This window comes from Comamonas sp. HJ-2, from assembly GCF_053615495.1.
Genome location: NZ_JBSIFD010000019.1, coordinates 1 through 15923 on the forward strand (window position 1 = coordinate 1; position 15923 = coordinate 15923).

Consider the following 15923-nt stretch of genomic DNA (forward strand, 5'->3'; position numbering starts at 1 on the left):
GCATCGGGCGTCCCTGGCCGGTATCTGCCGGCTTGAATTACCGCTCTAGGTGTCAACCTAATCTAGGACGGGTCACTGTTGGCTAGTAACCCGCCTTGGCTCCGTCTCTCTGACGTTTGAAAAGTCCGGCGCTGCGCGCGCCCTGGCGGGCAAAGCGTTCGCGTCGGGCAACCTTGGGGTCCACGGTCAGCGGGCGATAGACTTCCAGGCGATCGCCATGTTTGAGAACCTGGCCCGGATTCGCGACCTTGCCCCAGATGCCGACCATGCCGGCCAAGGGTTCGGGCAGTTGCAGGTCCGGCAATGCTGTTGAAGCGGTCACGGCATCCAGCGCCTGCTGGACGGTGCTACCTGCGGGAAGCTGCAACAAGGCTTCCTGCACGGTGCCGGAGCAGGGCGAGATGCAGACCGTGATGTCGATCACCTCCGGCAGGGCATCAGCCATAGATTTGCTCGGCTCGCTTGATGAAGGCGTCAACCATGGAGCCTGCGATGCGGTCGAAGACCGGGCCGATGATGGCGGCTACGGCACCGTTCTCGAAGCCGTAGTCCAGTTGCAGCTCGACCTTGCAGGCGCGCTGCGTGCCGTCGCCTACAGGATGAAAGCGCCAGTGGCCTTCAAGACGCGAGAAAGGTCCCTTGACCAGACGCATGCTGACCTGCTTGCCGCCGTCATCCATGCTACTGTTCGTGTTGCGCGTCACGAAAGACTTGCGCAGTCCGCTGAACGCAATACCCACCTCGGCTGTCATGCCTGTGTCGTCCTGCTCCAGAATCTTGGCATGATCGCACCAGGGCAGAAAGTCGGCATAGTGGGCCACATCCGTCACGAGGGCAAACATTTCTTCGGGGCTGTACCAGATGAGGACGGACTTGTTGACGTTTTTCATGAACAAAGAGCAATCAGCAGGGCGCAAGAGCAGGGAATTGGCCTAGGCCAATGCACCCAGAGGCGCGATGCGAAACTAAAATCATCGCTCAGAGGCGAGACGGCAATCCAGTATTGTAGGGAGAGCTTTCATCTCCGGTCCGCCTGCAACTAATATTCCATGGCCAAGAAACCAGAAACATCGTCGCGCATTGCCGACAATAAAAAAGCAGCTTTCAACTATTTCTTCGAGGAGCGCCACGAAGCCGGCATGGTGCTGCACGGCTGGGAGGTCAAGGCCCTGCGCAGCGGCAAGGTGCAGCTCACCGATGGCTATGTGCTGATCAAGGACGGCGAGCTGTTCCTGCTGGGCTGCCAGATCAACCCGCTCAAGACGGCTTCCACACACGTCAATCCCGACTCGGCACGTATCAAGAAGCTGCTCTTGAAAAAGGACGAGATCAAGCGCCTCGTCGGAAAGGTCGAGCAAAAGGGCTATACCCTGGTGCCCATCAATCTGCATTGGAAGAACGGATACGTGAAATGCGAGATCGCCCTGGCCAAGGGCAAGGCCGAGCATGACAAGCGCGACGTGATCAAGGACCGCGAAGGCAAGCGCGAGGTGGAGCGCGCCATGAAAAACCGCAACCGTTGACCTGCCGCGCCTGGATCGATCTTCCGCACTGACACAGTTCTGACATCAAGGCCCGCTATGTTGGGCCTTGCTTTACTGACATATCGCAGCAAGGAGTTTGGTCATGGGCACTTGGTCGCACGGCAATTTCGATAACGACACCGCATTGGACTGGCTGGCCGATATCACGGGCCAGCTCATCGATGAAATTGCCGAGGCCCTGGACTCGCCCGAGGCCTTGCAGGCAGGCGAGTCTGAGTCCGATCTGGTTCCCTGCCGCATCGAGCTGCTGTGCGCCATGGCCGAGGGCGGCATGCATCCGCTGTGGCCTGATCTGCAGACGCTGGAGCAATGGAAAGCCACTTATCTGCAGGCCTGGGACCAGAGCATCGACGAGCTGGAGCCCGAGGAGGGCTACAAGCAGGACCGCCGCATCGCGATCATCGAGACCTTCGATCGCATGATCGCGCTGGCTGCAGCAGAAGAGGAAGAGGGCATGGACGAAGACTGGGGCGAAGAGTAAGCCCCTCAGTTACCCAGGACGCCTGCCCCGGGCCTGCCGCGACGCGGCTGCCTCAAGGGTTTTCGCCGTAGCGGGTCTTGAAATCGAACTCCAGGCGTTCGCAGTCCTGAGGGGTTTTGAACTCCTGGGTCTTGCGCTCGGCCTCGGGCTTGGCCGTCTGTTTCCAGCAGATCTTGATGGTTTCTGCTTCCGTCCAGCGCTGCTTGCTGAGTGGATCGTCCATGAACTGGCCGATGAGCATGAGCGCGCCAAAGATGATCACGGGCAGGGCGATGAGCCAGACCACTAGGCGGTTTTTGGCAGGGGCAGGGGGCTTGGAGGTCTCGGTTTGGGGTGTATCGCTCATAGTGGTTGCCGATTATCCGCAAGCCGATGATGAAGACATTAATGCAACGCATGAAAATTCATGATCGCTGTTATCGGCACAAGGCCGCGCGGGTATGTGGCCGCAAACCTATAATGTTCGGCTGATTTGCCTGTCTGCGCAGCTCCTGAAAAAGCAGCGCCGGGCCGTACTGATCGCAGGCGTCATGCAGGCGTCTTCATACCAAACACCATGAGTACACCCACTTTTTCCGTTGCGGACATCCGCAAGACGTTCCTGGATTTCTACGCTTCCAAGGGCCACACGGTTGTCGCGTCCAGCTCGCTGGTTCCCGGCAACGATCCGACGCTGATGTTCACCAACTCCGGCATGGTGCAGTTCAAGGACGTGTTCCTGGGCACGGACAAGCGCCCCTACAACCGCGCAACTTCGGTGCAGGCCTGCCTGCGCGCTGGCGGCAAGCACAACGACCTGGAAAACGTGGGCTACACCGCGCGCCACCACACGTTCTTCGAAATGCTGGGCAACTGGTCCTTCGGCGACTACTTCAAGAAGGAGTCCATCGAGTGGGGCTGGGAGCTGCTGACCAAGGTTTTCGGCCTGCCCGCCGAGAAGCTGCTGGCCACGGTCTATCACGAAGACGACGAGGCCTATGACATCTGGAAGAACGTCATCGGCCTGCCTGCCGAGCGCATCATCCGCATCGGCGACAACAAGGGCGGCAAGTACAAGAGCGACAACTTCTGGATGATGGCCGACACCGGCCCCTGCGGCCCCTGCTCGGAAATCTTCTACGACCACGGCGAGCACATTGCCGGCGGCCCTCCCGGCTCGCCTGACGAAGATGGCGACCGCTTCATCGAGATCTGGAACCACGTGTTCATGCAGTTCGACATGAAGGAAGACGGCTCCGTGGTGAAGCTGCCCGCACCTTGCGTGGACACCGGCATGGGCCTGGAGCGCCTGGCTGCCATTCTGCAGCATGTGCACAGCAACTACGAGATCGACCTGTTCCAGGCATTGATCAAGGCTGCCGGCCGCGAAACCAGCACCGAAGATCTGAGCACTCCTTCGCTGAAGGTGATTGCCGACCATATCCGTGCCACCTCCTTCCTGGTGTCCGACGGCGTGATTCCTTCCAACGAAGGTCGCGGCTATGTGCAGCGCCGCATCATCCGCCGCGCCATCCGTCACGGCTACAAGCTGGGCCAGAAGACTCCCTTCTTCCACAAGCTGGTGGCCGACCTGGTGGTGCAGATGGGCGATGCCTACCCCAAGCTCAAGGAGCAGGAAGCGCATATCACCAGCGTGCTCAAGGCCGAGGAAGAGCGTTTCTTCGAGACCCTGGCCAACGGCATGGAAATCCTGGACAGCGCGCTGGCCGGTGACGTCAAGGTGCTGCCCGGCGATGTGGCCTTCAAGCTGCACGACACCTACGGCTTCCCGCTGGACCTGTCCAACGACGTGGCGCGCGAGCGTGGCGTGACTGTGGACGAGGCAGGCTTCAACGCAGCCATGCAGCACCAGAAGGAAACGGCGCGCGCAGCCGGCAAGTTCAAGATGGACCGCGCGCTGGAATACACGGGGGACGCCAATGTGTTCACCGGCTACGACAAGCTGGCCGAGGCTGCCAAGATCGTCGCGCTGTACGCCGATGGCGTGAGCGTGAATGAACTCAAGGCCGGCCAAAGCGGTGTCGTGGTGCTGGACACGACCCCCTTCTACGCCGAATCCGGCGGCCAGGTCGGCGACCAGGGCGTGATTGCCGCAGGCGGCAACCGCTTTGCTGTGGAAGACACGCTCAAGATCAAGGCCGATGTATTCGGTCACCACGGCGTGTTGGAAGCCGGCAGCCTGAAGGTGGGCGATGCCGTTGAAGCACAGGTGGATACGGCCGTGCGCGCCGCGACCATGCGCAACCACTCGGTCACCCACATCATGCACAAGGCCTTGCGCGAAGTGCTGGGCGGCCATGTGCAGCAAAAGGGCTCGCTGGTCAATGCCGAGCGCACCCGCTTCGACTTTGCGCACAATGCCCCGGTGACGGCCGAGCAGATCCGCGAGATCGAAGCCCGCGTGAATGCCGAGGTGCTGGCCAACACCGCCACCGACGCCCGCGTGATGGACATCGAAAGCGCCCAGAAGACCGGCGCCATGATGCTGTTCGGCGAGAAGTACGGCGAAACCGTGCGCGTGCTGGACATCGGCTCCAGCCGCGAGCTCTGTGGCGGCACTCACGTCAGCCGTACCGGCGACATCGGCCTGTTCAAGGTGGTGGGCGAATCCGGCGTGGCCGCTGGCGTGCGCCGTATCGAAGGCATTACCGGCGAGAACGCGCTGGCCTATCTGCAGTCGCTGGAGTCCACCGTGGACCAGGCCGCAGCCGCTTTCAAGGCCCCTGCGGCCGAGCTGACCAACCGCATCGGCGGTGCGCTGGATCAGATCAAGGCGCTGGAAAAGGAAATTGCTGCGCTCAAGGGCAAGCTGGCTTCCAGCCAGGGTGATGAGCTGGCCACGCAGGCTGCCGACGTCAATGGCGTCAAGGTGCTGGCAGCCAAGCTCGAAGGCGCCGATGCCAAGACCTTGCGCGACACCATGGACAAGCTCAAGGACAAGCTGGGCGCAGCCGTGATCGTGCTGGCTGCCGTGGATGGCGACAAGGTGCAACTGGCTGCAGGCGTGACCAAGGCTGAAACAGCCAAGGTCAAGGCCGGCGAGCTGGTGAACTTTGTGGCCCAGCAAGTGGGCGGCAAGGGCGGTGGCAAGCCCGATATGGCCATGGCCGGCGGCACCGATGCCGCAGCCGTGCCCGCAGCGCTGGCCAGCGTGCAAGCCTGGGTGGCCGAGCGCCTGTAAGCGCATCGGAAAAGGCAGCTGGGGCTGCCTTGACCCAAAACAAAACGCTCCTCAATGAGGAGCGTTTTTTATTGTTGGAGCGAACCCTTGGAAACTGGCATAACCCAAGTCGGAGACACCGAGGAAGGGCCTGGGCCGGCCGCGCCGCCCCGCACCGAGGGTGTCGTCCCCCTTTCCTTATCGCGAAGCGCGTAGAGAAAAGGGGGAAGGCGCAAAGCGCCTCAGGGGGTTACTTCTTCCTGAACACCAGATCCCAGACGCCATGACCGAGGCGAATGCCACGGTTTTCGAACTTGGTCAGCGGGCGGTAGTCGGGCTTTTCGGCGTAGTTCTCAGCCGTGTTCTGCAGCATGGGTTCTGCGTTCAGCACTTCCAGGATCTGCACCGCATAGGGTTCCCAGTCGGTGGCGCAGTGGATGTAGCCGCCGGGCTTGATGCGAGCAGCCAGCTTGGCGATCAGCGGGCTCTGGATCAGGCGGCGCTTGTTGTGCTTTTTCTTGTGCCAGGGATCGGGGAAGAAGATGTGCACGCCGTCGATCGAGGCTTCGGGCAGCATGTTGTCGATGACTTCCACGGCATCGTGCTGCAGGATGCGGATGTTCTCGATCTCCTGCTCGCCAATGCGCTTGAGCAGCGCGCCCACGCCGGGCTCGTGCACTTCGCAGCACAGGAAATTATCGTCGGGGCGCACGCGGGCGATATGAGCGGTGGCTTCACCCATGCCGAAGCCGATCTCCAGAATCAGCTTGCCGTCGCGGCCATAGGCGGCAGCGGCGTCCAGAGGAGCCTTCTGGTATTGCAGCAGGAAGCGCGGACCCACTTCTTCAAAAGCCTTGGCCTGGCCCGTGGTGGTGCGGCCGGCGCGGCGTACATAGCTCTTGATGGTCTTGGGATAGGCCACGCCTTCGGGCGCCTGGCCTTGAGATGCTGCGGATGCGTCAGCGGCTGGCACGTTTTCGGCCATATCGGTGGTAGGTGTTGGATTTGAAGAAGTCACGGGGCAATATTGTAGGTTTGGCGCCAGCATCGGACCCAGAAGTCCAGTGCCAAAGGCAAGGCGCTTGCGGGGCTTTCGCTGCTGCAGGATGCGGCTGCGGGCGCTTGTGGCAGGCCCAGCTGCTGCGCTGCGGCAGAAAGCACGGTCAGCGGCTGGCTGACATCCACGGCGGGTGCGCCATGCTGTTTGGAGAGCTTTTCTCCGTTTTCCATGCAGACCAGCGGCGTGTGCAGATAGCGCGGCTGGGTCAGACCAAGGGCGTGCTGCAGCACGATCTGGCGAGGGGTGTTGTCGGCCAGGTCTTCGCCGCGCACCACATCGGTGATGGCTTGCTCGGCATCGTCGACGACCACGGCCAGCTGGTAGGCCCAGAGCCCGTCCGCTCGGCGCAGCACAAAGTCGCCCACGCTGGCGAGCAGGTCTTGCTGCTGCGCGCCCAGACGCCGGTCCTGCCAGTGCAGCACGGGACGCTTGCTTTCCAGGAAAGAGTGCCCGATTGCTATGCTTTGCGTAGCTGCTTGCGCTTGTTGGTAGGGTATTTCGGGTTGATTCTCTTGTAAGTCATATACCTGCTGCTCCAGCGCAAAGCGCCAGGCTCTGGCAGGCTTGCCCTGCAGGCCATGACGGCAGGTGCCGGGGTAGGGCCGCTCCACATGGCGTTCGTGAGTCAGTCCCTGTGCCAGCCAGGCGGCTTCGATGTCCTTGCGCGTGCAGCCGCAGGGGTAGGCCATTTTTTGCGCCTGCAGTTGTTGCAGCGCTTTTTCATAGAGTGCGTGGCGCTGCGACTGCCAGACCACGGGGGCATCGGAATGCAGGCCGCAGGCGGCCAGCTGGCGCAGGATTTCCTGGTCGGCGCCAGCCTGGCAGCGTGGCGGATCGATGTCTTCGATGCGAATCAGCCAGCGTCCGTGGTGGGCGCGTGCATCCAGCCAGCTGGCCAGTGCCGCGACCAGAGAGCCTGCATGCAGCGGCCCGGTGGGAGAGGGCGCAAAGCGCCCGATATATGGCCCCGTGCAGGGAGCGCTGGAGGAGGAACGGGAGAGGGCCGCAGTCATGAGGGACGCCATCTTACGCCCCTTGACTGCGCGCAGTTGGCTCAGGCCAGGGCCAGCCCCATTTCCAGACCAGAGACAAAAGCGTCTTCCACCCGCATGCCTATGCACCAGTCCCCGCACAGGCTCAGGCCGACCGAGGGGTCGTGGCTGAACGGCCTGCCCAGGGGTGCCAGCGTCTGGGCATGCTGCCAGAGGTAGACGCTGGCATGGCGCGGCGCAACGCGGATGCCCGTGATCTCGCCGAAGGCCTTTTGCAGCTTGGCAAGCACGCGCGTGGCGTCGTCGTGGCGGTGCTCGTTGGACCACAGTGGGTTGGCATGAATCGTCCAGCGCTCGGTCTGGGCGCGGCCGGGTTTGGAGGACTCGCGGGCCACCCAGGCAACGCGCTCATGCGTGCTGCGTGCGGCATTCCACTGCGGGCCCAGTGTGGTCAGGCCGGCCTGAGCAGCCATGGGGTAGGACAGCGTCATGGCCCAGCAGGGGGCCATTTCCACAGGGGCCAGTGTCCTGGCCAGGGCCGCACCCTGAGGCGCGGTCTGCAGAAGCTGCGCGGCCACGGGCGCCGGCACGGCCAGCACCACGGCATCGAAGTCGGCAGCAATCTGCGGGCCGTGGTCTTCGGTATCCAGCATCAGGGACCATTGGTGGCGACTGTGGCTGCTGCCGCTGGCAATGTGGTGGCTCATGGCGCGCAGGGACTGGCCCAGATGCAGGCGTCCGGCATCCCATAGCGGCGCTGCCCAGGCCAGTGGCAGCGATTGCATATCGGGCATGCCGACCCAGTGGGTCTCGCGCACCGGCGTGTGCTTGTCGACTCTGCGGCCCTGGGCGTTGCGGGTCTGCACGCTGTTCAGGCTCCAGGCGCGCAGATTGCCGGGCGTGGTGTCCAGCACTTGCTGAAAGCGCGGGTCGCGTACGGTGAAGAACTGGGCGCCGATGTCAAAGCTGCCGTAGGGGCCGCTGACCGAGCGCATGCGTCCGCCGGCCTGGGTCAGGCGCTCATAGACATGGACGTCGTGCCCGGCCTGCATCAGCGTGCGGGCACAGGCCAGACCTGCAATGCCCGCGCCGATGACGGCAATGCGCTTGGCACCGGTATGCGGGGAAGGGGAAGAAGCGGAGGCAGTTGCGGACGCGTGAGTGCGGGAAGCATTCATGAAAAAGCCTTTTCGACACCGTTTGAGTTCTAGCGTAGCAGCTATCCAAAAGATAGCAAGTGCTGCTTGTGCTGAATTGTTGCAGCGCAACTCACTCTACACCTCCCGCGTGATGGCTGCGACGCGCAGCAGCTTATTGACGGTGATGGTTTTCCATAAGCGCCTTGCGCGTGGCGGGGCTTTCCAGTTGCGTCAGCCACCACTGGAGGGCACGTCCAGGCGTACGGTGGGCGGGGCCGGGCCATGCATAGTGCAGGCGCAGATTGCGACTGGCGCGCTGCACCTGTCTTGTGACCAGCAGGCCGGCATCCAGATAGGCCTGAACCATGCCGCGTGGCAGAAAGCCGGCGCCAATGCCGCGTATCTGGGCCTCCAGCTTGGCCTGCATGCTGTCCACGGTGAGCACGTCCTGGCCGTTGACCAGGCCAAAGCTGGTGTTGGTGCGCACGCCGGAGTCGGCCACGGCCACCATGCGATGCTGCAGCAGCAACTCGTCGGACAGCGGCTCGTCGAGTCCGGCCAGGGGGTGGTGCGGCGCGACGGCGAAGACGAAATCCATCTCCCCGATTTCGCGCGTCTGCAGCTCGGAGACATTGCTGGTGTTGACCGCCACTCCAATGGCCAGATCGGCATGGCCGCTGGTCAGCACTTCCAGTGTGCCGTTGAGAATGCCATCACGCAGCTTGAGCGTGGTGGGCGGGGTCAGCGCATAGAAGGCTTCGACCAGCTCGAAGATGGGCGTGCGGGCCACGGCCCCGTCGATGACGATGGTCAGCTGCGGCTCCCAGCCCGTGGCCACGCGCTTGACGCGGTGCGCGACGGCATCGATCTCCTGCAGCAGGCGGGCGCCTTCGCGCAGCAGGGCCTGGCCGGCCTCCGTGGCCTGGGCATGGCGCGAGCTGCGGTCAAACAGCAGCACATCGAGCGCATCTTCGATCTGGCGCACGCGGTAGGTCAGCGCACTGGGTACCAGGCCCAGGGAGCGCGCAGCGGCGGCAAAGCTGCCGGTTTCGGCAATGGCCTGCAGCATGGCCAGGCTGTCGGGGGTGAGCACATCGCGGGAGCTGGGCATGGTGAGATTGATGATTCAAACAGTTTGAATGATGCCATCAACGCCGTTCAGCCACAGCCTGGCAGGTGACTTCTACAGTAGAGCCCATAGAGACAGTCACTTGAACGAAAGGAAGCACACCATGATGACTCTGCGCAAATCCCAGGAACGCGGCTACGCCGACCACGGCTGGCTCAAGTCCTATCACAGCTTTTCGTTTGCCGGTTACTACGACCCGCGCCATATGGGGTTCGGCAATCTGCGCGTGATCAACGAAGACCGGATTGCCCCCGGCACAGGTTTTGGCTCGCACGGCCACCGCGATATGGAAATCATCAGCTATGTGCTCGAAGGTGCGCTCTCGCACAAGGACAGCATGGGCAATGAAACCCCCATCCTGCCTGGAGAGGTGCAGCGCATGAGTGCGGGCTCGGGGGTGGTGCACAGCGAGCAGAACTACGCCAAGGAGCAGACCACGCACTTTCTGCAGATCTGGCTGCTGCCCGCACGGACGGGTATCGAGCCAGGCTATGCCCAGAAGACATTCAGCGAGGCGCAAAAGCGTGGACGTCTGTGTCTGGTGGCTTCACCCGACGGTGCCGAGGGCTCGGTTCCCATGAATGCCGATGCACGCCTGTATGCCGGTCTGTTCGATGCAGAAGAGGCTGCCGATGTGGCCCTGCCAGCCGGTCGCAAGACCTATGTGCACCTGGTGCGTGGCGAGCTGGACGTGAATGGACAAAAGCTGACAAGCGGCGACGCTGCACTTATTGAAAATGAGGAGCGCCTGCGCCTTGCCAATGGCCGGGCTGCGGAAGTTCTGGTGTTTGACCTGGAACCTTGAGTCTGACAATTTCAAGGCTTGTACTGATATGAACCAACGCGGCCCTGGGTCGCAATGACTGGAGTTTAAATGTTGAATCAATTGCGAAATCCTCTGGACCTGGTGGGCCGTGTGCTGATTGCCCTGCTGTTTCTGCCAGCAGGCATTCAGAAAATCAGTGGCTTTGCGGGCACCGTGGGTTATGCCGCATCGGCGGGCATGCCCATGCCTCAGGTAGCGGTGGCGGTGGGCCTGGTGATCGAGATCGTGGGCGGTCTGGCCATATTGCTGGGTTGGCACACGCGCTGCGCGGCCTTGATCCTGGGATTTTTCACGCTGATCGCCAGCTTCTTCTTCCATAACTTCTGGGGCGTGCCCGCAGAGGCCGCCATGATGCAGCAGCTGCTGTTCTGGAAGAACATCGCCGTGGTCGGGGGCCTGCTTGGCTACGCCGCCCATGGGGCAGGCGCCTGGAGCATGGACGGCCGCAAAGGCTGAAGCATGAGGCAGCGCAGGCTGAAAGTGCGCAAGCGGTCATAGCTTTGTTAAGCTAGCGCGCTCTCGAAAGACAAGGCCCGCCGGGTGTCAATCCGGCGGGCCTTTATTTGGCACAGATACAGGATGGTGCGGCGGATGGCCGCGCCGATGCAAGCAGGAAAGAAGAAATCATGAGCAATATCGTTGTGGTCTACCACTCAGGCTACGGCCATACCCAGCGCATGGCGCAATCCGTGGCCCAGGGCGCGGGCGCACAGTTGCTGGCCATCGACGCCGATGGCAATCTGCCCGAGGGCGGCTGGGAGCAACTGGCCGCGGCCGATGCCATCGTCTTCGGCGCGCCGACCTATATGGCTGCTCCGAGCTGGCAATTCAAGAAATTTGCCGATGCCTCGTCCAAGGCCTGGTTTGCCCAGGCCTGGAAGGACAAGCTGTTTGCCGGCTTTACCAACAGCGCGAGCGTGCAGGGCGACAAGCAGGTCACGCTCGATTATTTCTACCACCTGGCCATGCAGCATGGCGGCGTGTGGGTGGGACTGGGCCTGCTGCCTTCGAATACCAAGGCCGCCCAGCGCAACGATGTGAACTGGATGGGCAGTTTCTGCGGTGCCATGGCGCAGTCGCCCTCTGACTCATCGGCCGGCGAGATGGCCGGCGGTGATCTGGAAACCGCACGCCAGTTTGGCGAGCGTGTGGCCAAGGCCGCAGCACGCTGGGCCAGATAAGCGTTCAGCTAAATTGGGTGCTATCCAATTCAAAGCGGATAGCGATGGCCCTGCATGGGTTTCAGGGATGAATGTTTCTGAAACTTAGCTTGAGTCAGCGCTAGCCGCTTAGTTTTTGATAGTAGCGCTGAGCGCCACCTTGGCGCTGCTTACTCCGCGTCCTGTTCCATCAGATGCTTTTTGATGGGGCGGGGGTGAACCAGCTCGGTGCGCGACAGATCGGTGCCCAGCGAGTCGCGACCGTCAAAGACGAAGCAGCCGCCGTCGTAGAACTTGCCGTCGGTCTCCTCGAAATATTTGAGGATGCCGCCTTCGAGCTGGTAGACGTTTTCGATGCCTTCGTCCTGCATGAGGATGGCGGCCTTTTCGCAGCGGATGCCGCCAGTGCAATAGCTGACCACGGTCTTGCCGGCGAATTCGTCCTTGTGCTGGCGCAGTGCGGGCGGGAATTCGGTGAACTTGCTCAGGCGCCAGTCGATGGTGCCGGCAAACGCGCCTTCGTCCACTTCGTAGTCGTTGCGCGTGTCCAGCGTCACCACCTCGCGGCCCTCGTCGTCATGGCCTTGCTCCAGCCAGCGGCGCAGCGTGGCCGGGCTGACCGATGGCGCACGGCCATGGGCGGGTCGAATGGCGGGATGATCCATGCGGATGATCTCGTTCTTGACCTTGACCAGCATTTTGCGAAAGGGCGCGGTCTCGGACCAGCTTTCCTTGGGAGCCAGGTCGGCAAAACGCGGGTCTTGCTTCAGCTGGTCCACAAAACTGCGCACGGCCTGGGCAGGGCCGGCCAGGAAAAAGTTGATGCCTTCTTCGGCCAGCAGCACCGTGCCCTTGAGGCTTAGGTCATGTGCACGCTCCAGCAGCGTCTGGCGCAACTGGTCGGCGTCGGGCAGGGGCGTGAATTTGTAGCAGGAGATGTTGAGTATGTCGGCCACGTCGATATCCGGGGGGGCGGCCGCGCGGCTGCTGCATCGACGGTGATGCAGCTCAGACCGGGGCCGTCAGCTCTGCCTTGATTTTATTGGACAGCTGTGCCACTGCGAGGGATGCGGGTGCTCCGGGCATGGCCTGCAGCAGCAGCTGGCGGCGCATCACGGCCTCGCGCACGGCGGAGTCGACCGGAATATCGCCCCAGTGGGTCAGCTGCAGCGGCTGGCCGGACTCGGTGGTCACGAAGCGGTTGAGCACCTGCTGCAACTGGCCCGTGATGGCGCGGCCATCGCCGGGGCGTTGCGCCTGGTTGATGACCAGACGGATCTGCTGGCGCTTTTGCTGCAGGGCCAGCACCTTGATGGCAGCGTAGGCATCGGTCAGCGAAGTGGGCTCGGGCGTGGCCACGACCAGCACTTCGGTTGCCAGAGAGACGGAGAACAGCACCACATCCGAGATGCCGGCACCGGTGTCGAGCAGGATGATGTCGTAGCGCGGGCGCAGCAACTCCACCGTGCGCATGAACTGGGAACGAATCTCGGGGGTCAGGCGCGAGTACTCGATCATGCCCGAGCCGGCCAGCAGCACGGAATAGCCGCCCGGCGTGGTCAGAATGGCATCTTCCAGCGTGGAGCGACCCGTGAACACATCGTGCAGCGTGACCTTGGGGTAGAGGTTGAGCACTACATCCAGATTGGCCAGGCCCAGGTCCGCGTCCAATACCAGCACGCTGAAGCCATGACGCGTCAGCGCAGCAGCCAGATTGGCCGAGACGAAAGTCTTGCCGACACCGCCTTTGCCGCTGGTGACGGCAATGATGTGGGCCTGCTTGTTGCGGCCAGGCGCCCGCAGGGCATCTTCCATGGATATATGAGCGGGCAAAGTAGGGTGAGGGGCCAAGGTGTCCATCGTCTCAAGGCGTTATGACCTGGCTTGCGGCGTCGGTGTTTACGTCTGATGCTGTATTGTCAGAGACATTTTCCTCTAACGAAGCGGCAGGCAAAGGGCTGAAAAGCAGGCTTTTTTCCTCGGCACTCACCGTACTGTCGGGCGGATCCTCCACGCAGACGCAGTTGCGTCCCGCCGATTTGGCCAGGTAGAGCTGGCGATCGGCACGCTCGGTCCACAGTTGCGCCGTGCTGCGAATCCATTGCTGGGCGTAGACCCCGCCGATACTCACAGTGACCTTCAGCGATTGGCCCGAGGACAAAGCGATGGAGTTGCTTTCGATGGCCTGGCGCAGGCGCTCGGCGACCGCGCGGCCCTGATGCGCAGGGCACACCGGAAGCACTATGGCGAATTCTTCACCACCGAAGCGCGCCAGGGTGTCCATGGGGCGAATGATTTCGGACAGGGTCTGTGCCACGGATTGCAGCACCATATCGCCAGCAATATGACCGTGCTCGTCGTTGATCTGCTTGAAATGGTCGATGTCCAGCATCAGCAGCAGTGCGGTTTCTCCGGAGCGGGCCACGCGGTCGATTTCGCGCTCGATCACGGAGCGGAAATGGCGTCGGTTGGCCAGCCCCGTGAGGGGGGCGCGCAAAGACAGTGCGCACAAGCCATCAATGAGTGCTTGCAGGTAATGGGTGGGAGTGTCAGTGGGCAGACGGTTATCGCTACCGCCCGCGCGAGTCACCAGATTGTGTGCGGTGGCAAGGCGCAGATCGCGCAAAAACACAGATTGGTGGGGGGCGGATGAAGTCACGACAAACTATCAATGATGACCGTCAGTGTAGCAGCGACCCCTAGCTTTTTGTGGATGTAGGCTTTTCGTCAGCGTTGATCCGACTCAGTTCTGTGGGGAAATTGCCAAGCGTTCGCAGAAAGTCGGCATCCGTGCGATAGAGCCTGATGGGGCTGCCTTCCTTGTGCAGCAGTCCGGCGCGTTCCAGCCGTTGCTCGGCCGGCAACTTCAATCCCACCACGTGCAGCAGACCGCCGCGCAATGCGACCAGGCGTTCCAGTCGGGCAAATGTTTCGACTCCGGTGATGTCTATGCTGTTGATGGACTGCATCAGCAGTGCCAGGTCTTTGGCCTGGGGCGTTTGCTGCAGGGCATCGGCCGCGTAGCGCTCAAGTGCCGTGGCCGTGGCAAAGTCCAGGTCTGCATCCATGCGCAGAGCCACGACTTCAGGTGCCAGGGGTGGCAATTGCCAAAGCAGACGGCTGCGCAGGCTGCCGTCGGGATGCTCGCCGACCTCGATGATGCGCGGGTGCAGATGGTGATAGAGGTAGTAAGCCTGGCTGAGCATGATGCCCGCGAACACACCCCAGTACATGCGCGGGGCGGTGACGATGGTCAGCACCAGCGTGGCGACGCTGATGCTGGCTTCGACCTTGGAGATCCTGAAAAGCTTGAGAATCGCGCTGGGCTTGACCAGGTTGAGCACGGCGGTGATCACGATGGCAGCAAGCGTTGCCTGGGGCACATGGTAGAGCCAGGGAATGAACCAGAGCACGACCACAACCACCAGCAAAATGGAAAAGACGTTGGCATAGCCGGTCCTGGCGCCTGCGAGCAGATTGACGGCAGAGCGTGAGAAAGATGCGCTGGTGGCAAAGCTGCCGAACAGGCCGGCGCTGATCTTGGACAGGCCCTGGGCGATCAAATCCTGGTTCTCGTTCCAGCGCGTGCCGGCCTGCTGATGTTCGACCTGGGCGCTGGACGCGGTTTCCAGAAAGCTGACCATGGAGATGACCAGCACAGGCATGACGAGGGCGCCGAACTGCTCCCAGTCCAGCATGCCGGGCCATTGGAAGCTGGGCAGTCCCGCAGGCAGGTGGCCGATCACGGCTCCGCCCGCATCGGCGAAGCCCGTGAGCCAGCTGATGAACCCGCTCAGACCGATGATGAAAATGGCCGAGGGAAAAGCAGGACGCCATTTCTTGGCCAACATCAGCAAGCCCATGCTGACCAGACCGTAGGCGATGGATTGGATGCTGAACAGATAGATGGACGGCGAATGCCAGACGGTGGACCAGTCAGCGCGCATGCCCAGCAGGGTGGGCAGCTGCGAAGCCAGAATCAGCAGCGCAGCAGCCTGGGTAAAACCTGCCAGTACCGGCGAGGTGACCAGATTGAGCAGCCAGCCCGCGCGTACCACGCCCAGACTCCATTGAACCAGGCCCGACAGAATGGCCATCCATGCAGCGAGCACCACCCACTGGGCCGAACCCGGTTCGGCCATGCCGGTCAGAGAGGCGCCGATCAGCAAGGCGCTCAGCGCCGTCGGCCCCACGCCCAGGCGGGGCGACGGACTGAAGAGGATGGCCACCGCAGCAGGAATGATGGAGGCATAGATGCCAGTAATCAGCGGCATGCCCGCCAGCGCGGCGTAAGCCACGCCCTGGGGCAGCAACATCAGGCCCACGGTCAAGCCGGCCCAGAACTCGCCGCGCAGCAGGCCGAAAGTCGGTTTGGGCCAATTAAGAAAGGGCAGCCATCGGGCCAGGGATTGCATGGAAGTCATGATTGCGG

General features: G+C 62.4%; 17 protein-coding genes. 6 read left to right on the forward strand and 11 right to left on the reverse strand.

Going from position 1 to position 15923, the window contains the following annotated elements:
• Positions 1 to 82: 82 nt before the first annotated feature.
• Both ACWGXF_RS16005 and ACWGXF_RS16010 read right to left on the reverse strand, forming a co-directional pair.
• Positions 83 to 445: an RnfH family protein gene (locus ACWGXF_RS16005; RefSeq protein ID WP_012838448.1), complete on the reverse strand. Its 363-nt coding sequence runs from the start codon at positions 443 to 445 to the stop codon at positions 83 to 85.
• Positions 438 to 890 carry a type II toxin-antitoxin system RatA family toxin gene (locus tag ACWGXF_RS16010; RefSeq protein WP_003064868.1) on the reverse strand — a complete coding sequence of 151 codons (453 nt, stop codon included), beginning with the start codon at positions 888 to 890 and terminating at the stop codon, positions 438 to 440. The genes ACWGXF_RS16005 and ACWGXF_RS16010 overlap by 8 nt, the downstream gene beginning before the upstream one ends.
• Positions 891 to 1049: 159 nt before the next feature.
• On the opposite strand from ACWGXF_RS16010, the gene smpB reads away from it, so the two are divergent.
• Both smpB and ACWGXF_RS16020 read left to right on the forward strand, forming a co-directional pair.
• Positions 1050 to 1523 carry an SsrA-binding protein SmpB gene (smpB, locus tag ACWGXF_RS16015; RefSeq protein WP_003054725.1) on the forward strand — a complete coding sequence of 158 codons (474 nt, stop codon included), beginning with the start codon at positions 1050 to 1052 and terminating at the stop codon, positions 1521 to 1523.
• A 103-nt stretch (positions 1524 to 1626) separates the two neighbouring features.
• The gene (locus tag ACWGXF_RS16020) at positions 1627 to 2025 is read left to right on the forward strand and encodes a DUF4259 domain-containing protein (protein ID WP_039050773.1); all 399 of its coding nucleotides are present in this window, start codon (positions 1627 to 1629) and stop codon (positions 2023 to 2025) included.
• A 52-nt stretch (positions 2026 to 2077) separates the two neighbouring features.
• Here the strand turns inward: ACWGXF_RS16020 and ACWGXF_RS16025 are convergent, their stop codons facing one another.
• The gene (locus ACWGXF_RS16025; RefSeq protein ID WP_039050774.1) at positions 2078 to 2371 is read right to left on the reverse strand and encodes a hypothetical protein; all 294 of its coding nucleotides are present in this window, start codon (positions 2369 to 2371) and stop codon (positions 2078 to 2080) included.
• A 210-nt stretch (positions 2372 to 2581) separates the two neighbouring features.
• Here ACWGXF_RS16025 and alaS point away from each other — a divergent pair, with 210 nt between their 5' ends.
• On the forward strand, positions 2582 to 5206 hold the full coding sequence (gene alaS, locus ACWGXF_RS16030) for an alanine--tRNA ligase (RefSeq protein ID WP_041744126.1): 2625 nt from the start codon (positions 2582 to 2584) through the stop codon (positions 5204 to 5206).
• A 229-nt stretch (positions 5207 to 5435) separates the two neighbouring features.
• On the opposite strand, the gene trmB is transcribed toward alaS, so the two are convergent.
• The 4 genes from trmB to ACWGXF_RS16050 form a co-directional block, all read right to left on the reverse strand.
• Positions 5436 to 6170 carry a tRNA (guanosine(46)-N7)-methyltransferase TrmB gene (trmB, locus tag ACWGXF_RS16035; RefSeq protein WP_256631251.1) on the reverse strand — a complete coding sequence of 245 codons (735 nt, stop codon included), beginning with the start codon at positions 6168 to 6170 and terminating at the stop codon, positions 5436 to 5438.
• A 29-nt stretch (positions 6171 to 6199) separates the two neighbouring features.
• Entirely contained in the window at positions 6200 to 7258 is a 1059-nt protein-coding gene (gene gluQRS, locus ACWGXF_RS16040; protein WP_256630595.1) for a tRNA glutamyl-Q(34) synthetase GluQRS, read from the reverse strand.
• Positions 7259 to 7299: 41 nt separating this feature from the next.
• Positions 7300 to 8415 carry an NAD(P)/FAD-dependent oxidoreductase gene (locus tag ACWGXF_RS16045; RefSeq protein ID WP_039050777.1) on the reverse strand — a complete coding sequence of 372 codons (1116 nt, stop codon included), beginning with the start codon at positions 8413 to 8415 and terminating at the stop codon, positions 7300 to 7302.
• Positions 8416 to 8548: 133 nt separating this feature from the next.
• A complete protein-coding gene (locus tag ACWGXF_RS16050) occupies positions 8549 to 9487 on the reverse strand; it encodes a LysR family transcriptional regulator (protein ID WP_256630594.1) in 939 nt (312 codons plus the stop codon).
• Between the two features lie 121 nt (positions 9488 to 9608).
• On the opposite strand from ACWGXF_RS16050, the gene ACWGXF_RS16055 reads away from it, so the two are divergent.
• The 3 genes from ACWGXF_RS16055 to ACWGXF_RS16065 all read left to right on the forward strand — a co-directional run bounded on the left by ACWGXF_RS16055 (position 9609) and on the right by ACWGXF_RS16065 (position 11512).
• Complete coding sequence (locus tag ACWGXF_RS16055) at positions 9609 to 10310, forward strand: pirin family protein (RefSeq protein WP_003064881.1); 702 nt, start codon at positions 9609 to 9611, stop codon at positions 10308 to 10310.
• A gap of 69 nt (positions 10311 to 10379) precedes the next feature.
• Positions 10380 to 10787, forward strand: a complete 408-nt coding sequence (locus tag ACWGXF_RS16060; protein WP_003064883.1) for a DoxX family protein — start codon at positions 10380 to 10382, stop codon at positions 10785 to 10787.
• 170 nt (positions 10788 to 10957) lie between these two features.
• On the forward strand, positions 10958 to 11512 hold the full coding sequence (locus tag ACWGXF_RS16065) for a flavodoxin family protein (RefSeq protein WP_034355547.1): 555 nt from the start codon (positions 10958 to 10960) through the stop codon (positions 11510 to 11512).
• A 149-nt stretch (positions 11513 to 11661) separates the two neighbouring features.
• Here the strand turns inward: ACWGXF_RS16065 and ACWGXF_RS16070 are convergent, their stop codons facing one another.
• From ACWGXF_RS16070 to ACWGXF_RS16085, 4 genes are read right to left on the reverse strand one after another with little or no spacing between them, the layout of a single operon-like run.
• Complete coding sequence (locus ACWGXF_RS16070; protein ID WP_256631250.1) at positions 11662 to 12447, reverse strand: sulfurtransferase; 786 nt, start codon at positions 12445 to 12447, stop codon at positions 11662 to 11664.
• 52 nt (positions 12448 to 12499) lie between these two features.
• On the reverse strand, positions 12500 to 13351 hold the full coding sequence (locus ACWGXF_RS16075; RefSeq protein ID WP_012838439.1) for a MinD/ParA family protein: 852 nt from the start codon (positions 13349 to 13351) through the stop codon (positions 12500 to 12502).
• A gap of 4 nt (positions 13352 to 13355) precedes the next feature.
• Positions 13356 to 14150, reverse strand: a complete 795-nt coding sequence (locus ACWGXF_RS16080; protein ID WP_452102104.1) for a GGDEF domain-containing protein — start codon at positions 14148 to 14150, stop codon at positions 13356 to 13358.
• 40 nt (positions 14151 to 14190) lie between these two features.
• Complete coding sequence (locus ACWGXF_RS16085; RefSeq protein WP_452102133.1) at positions 14191 to 15906, reverse strand: SulP family inorganic anion transporter; 1716 nt, start codon at positions 15904 to 15906, stop codon at positions 14191 to 14193.
• Between the last annotated feature and the right edge of the window lie 17 nt (positions 15907 to 15923).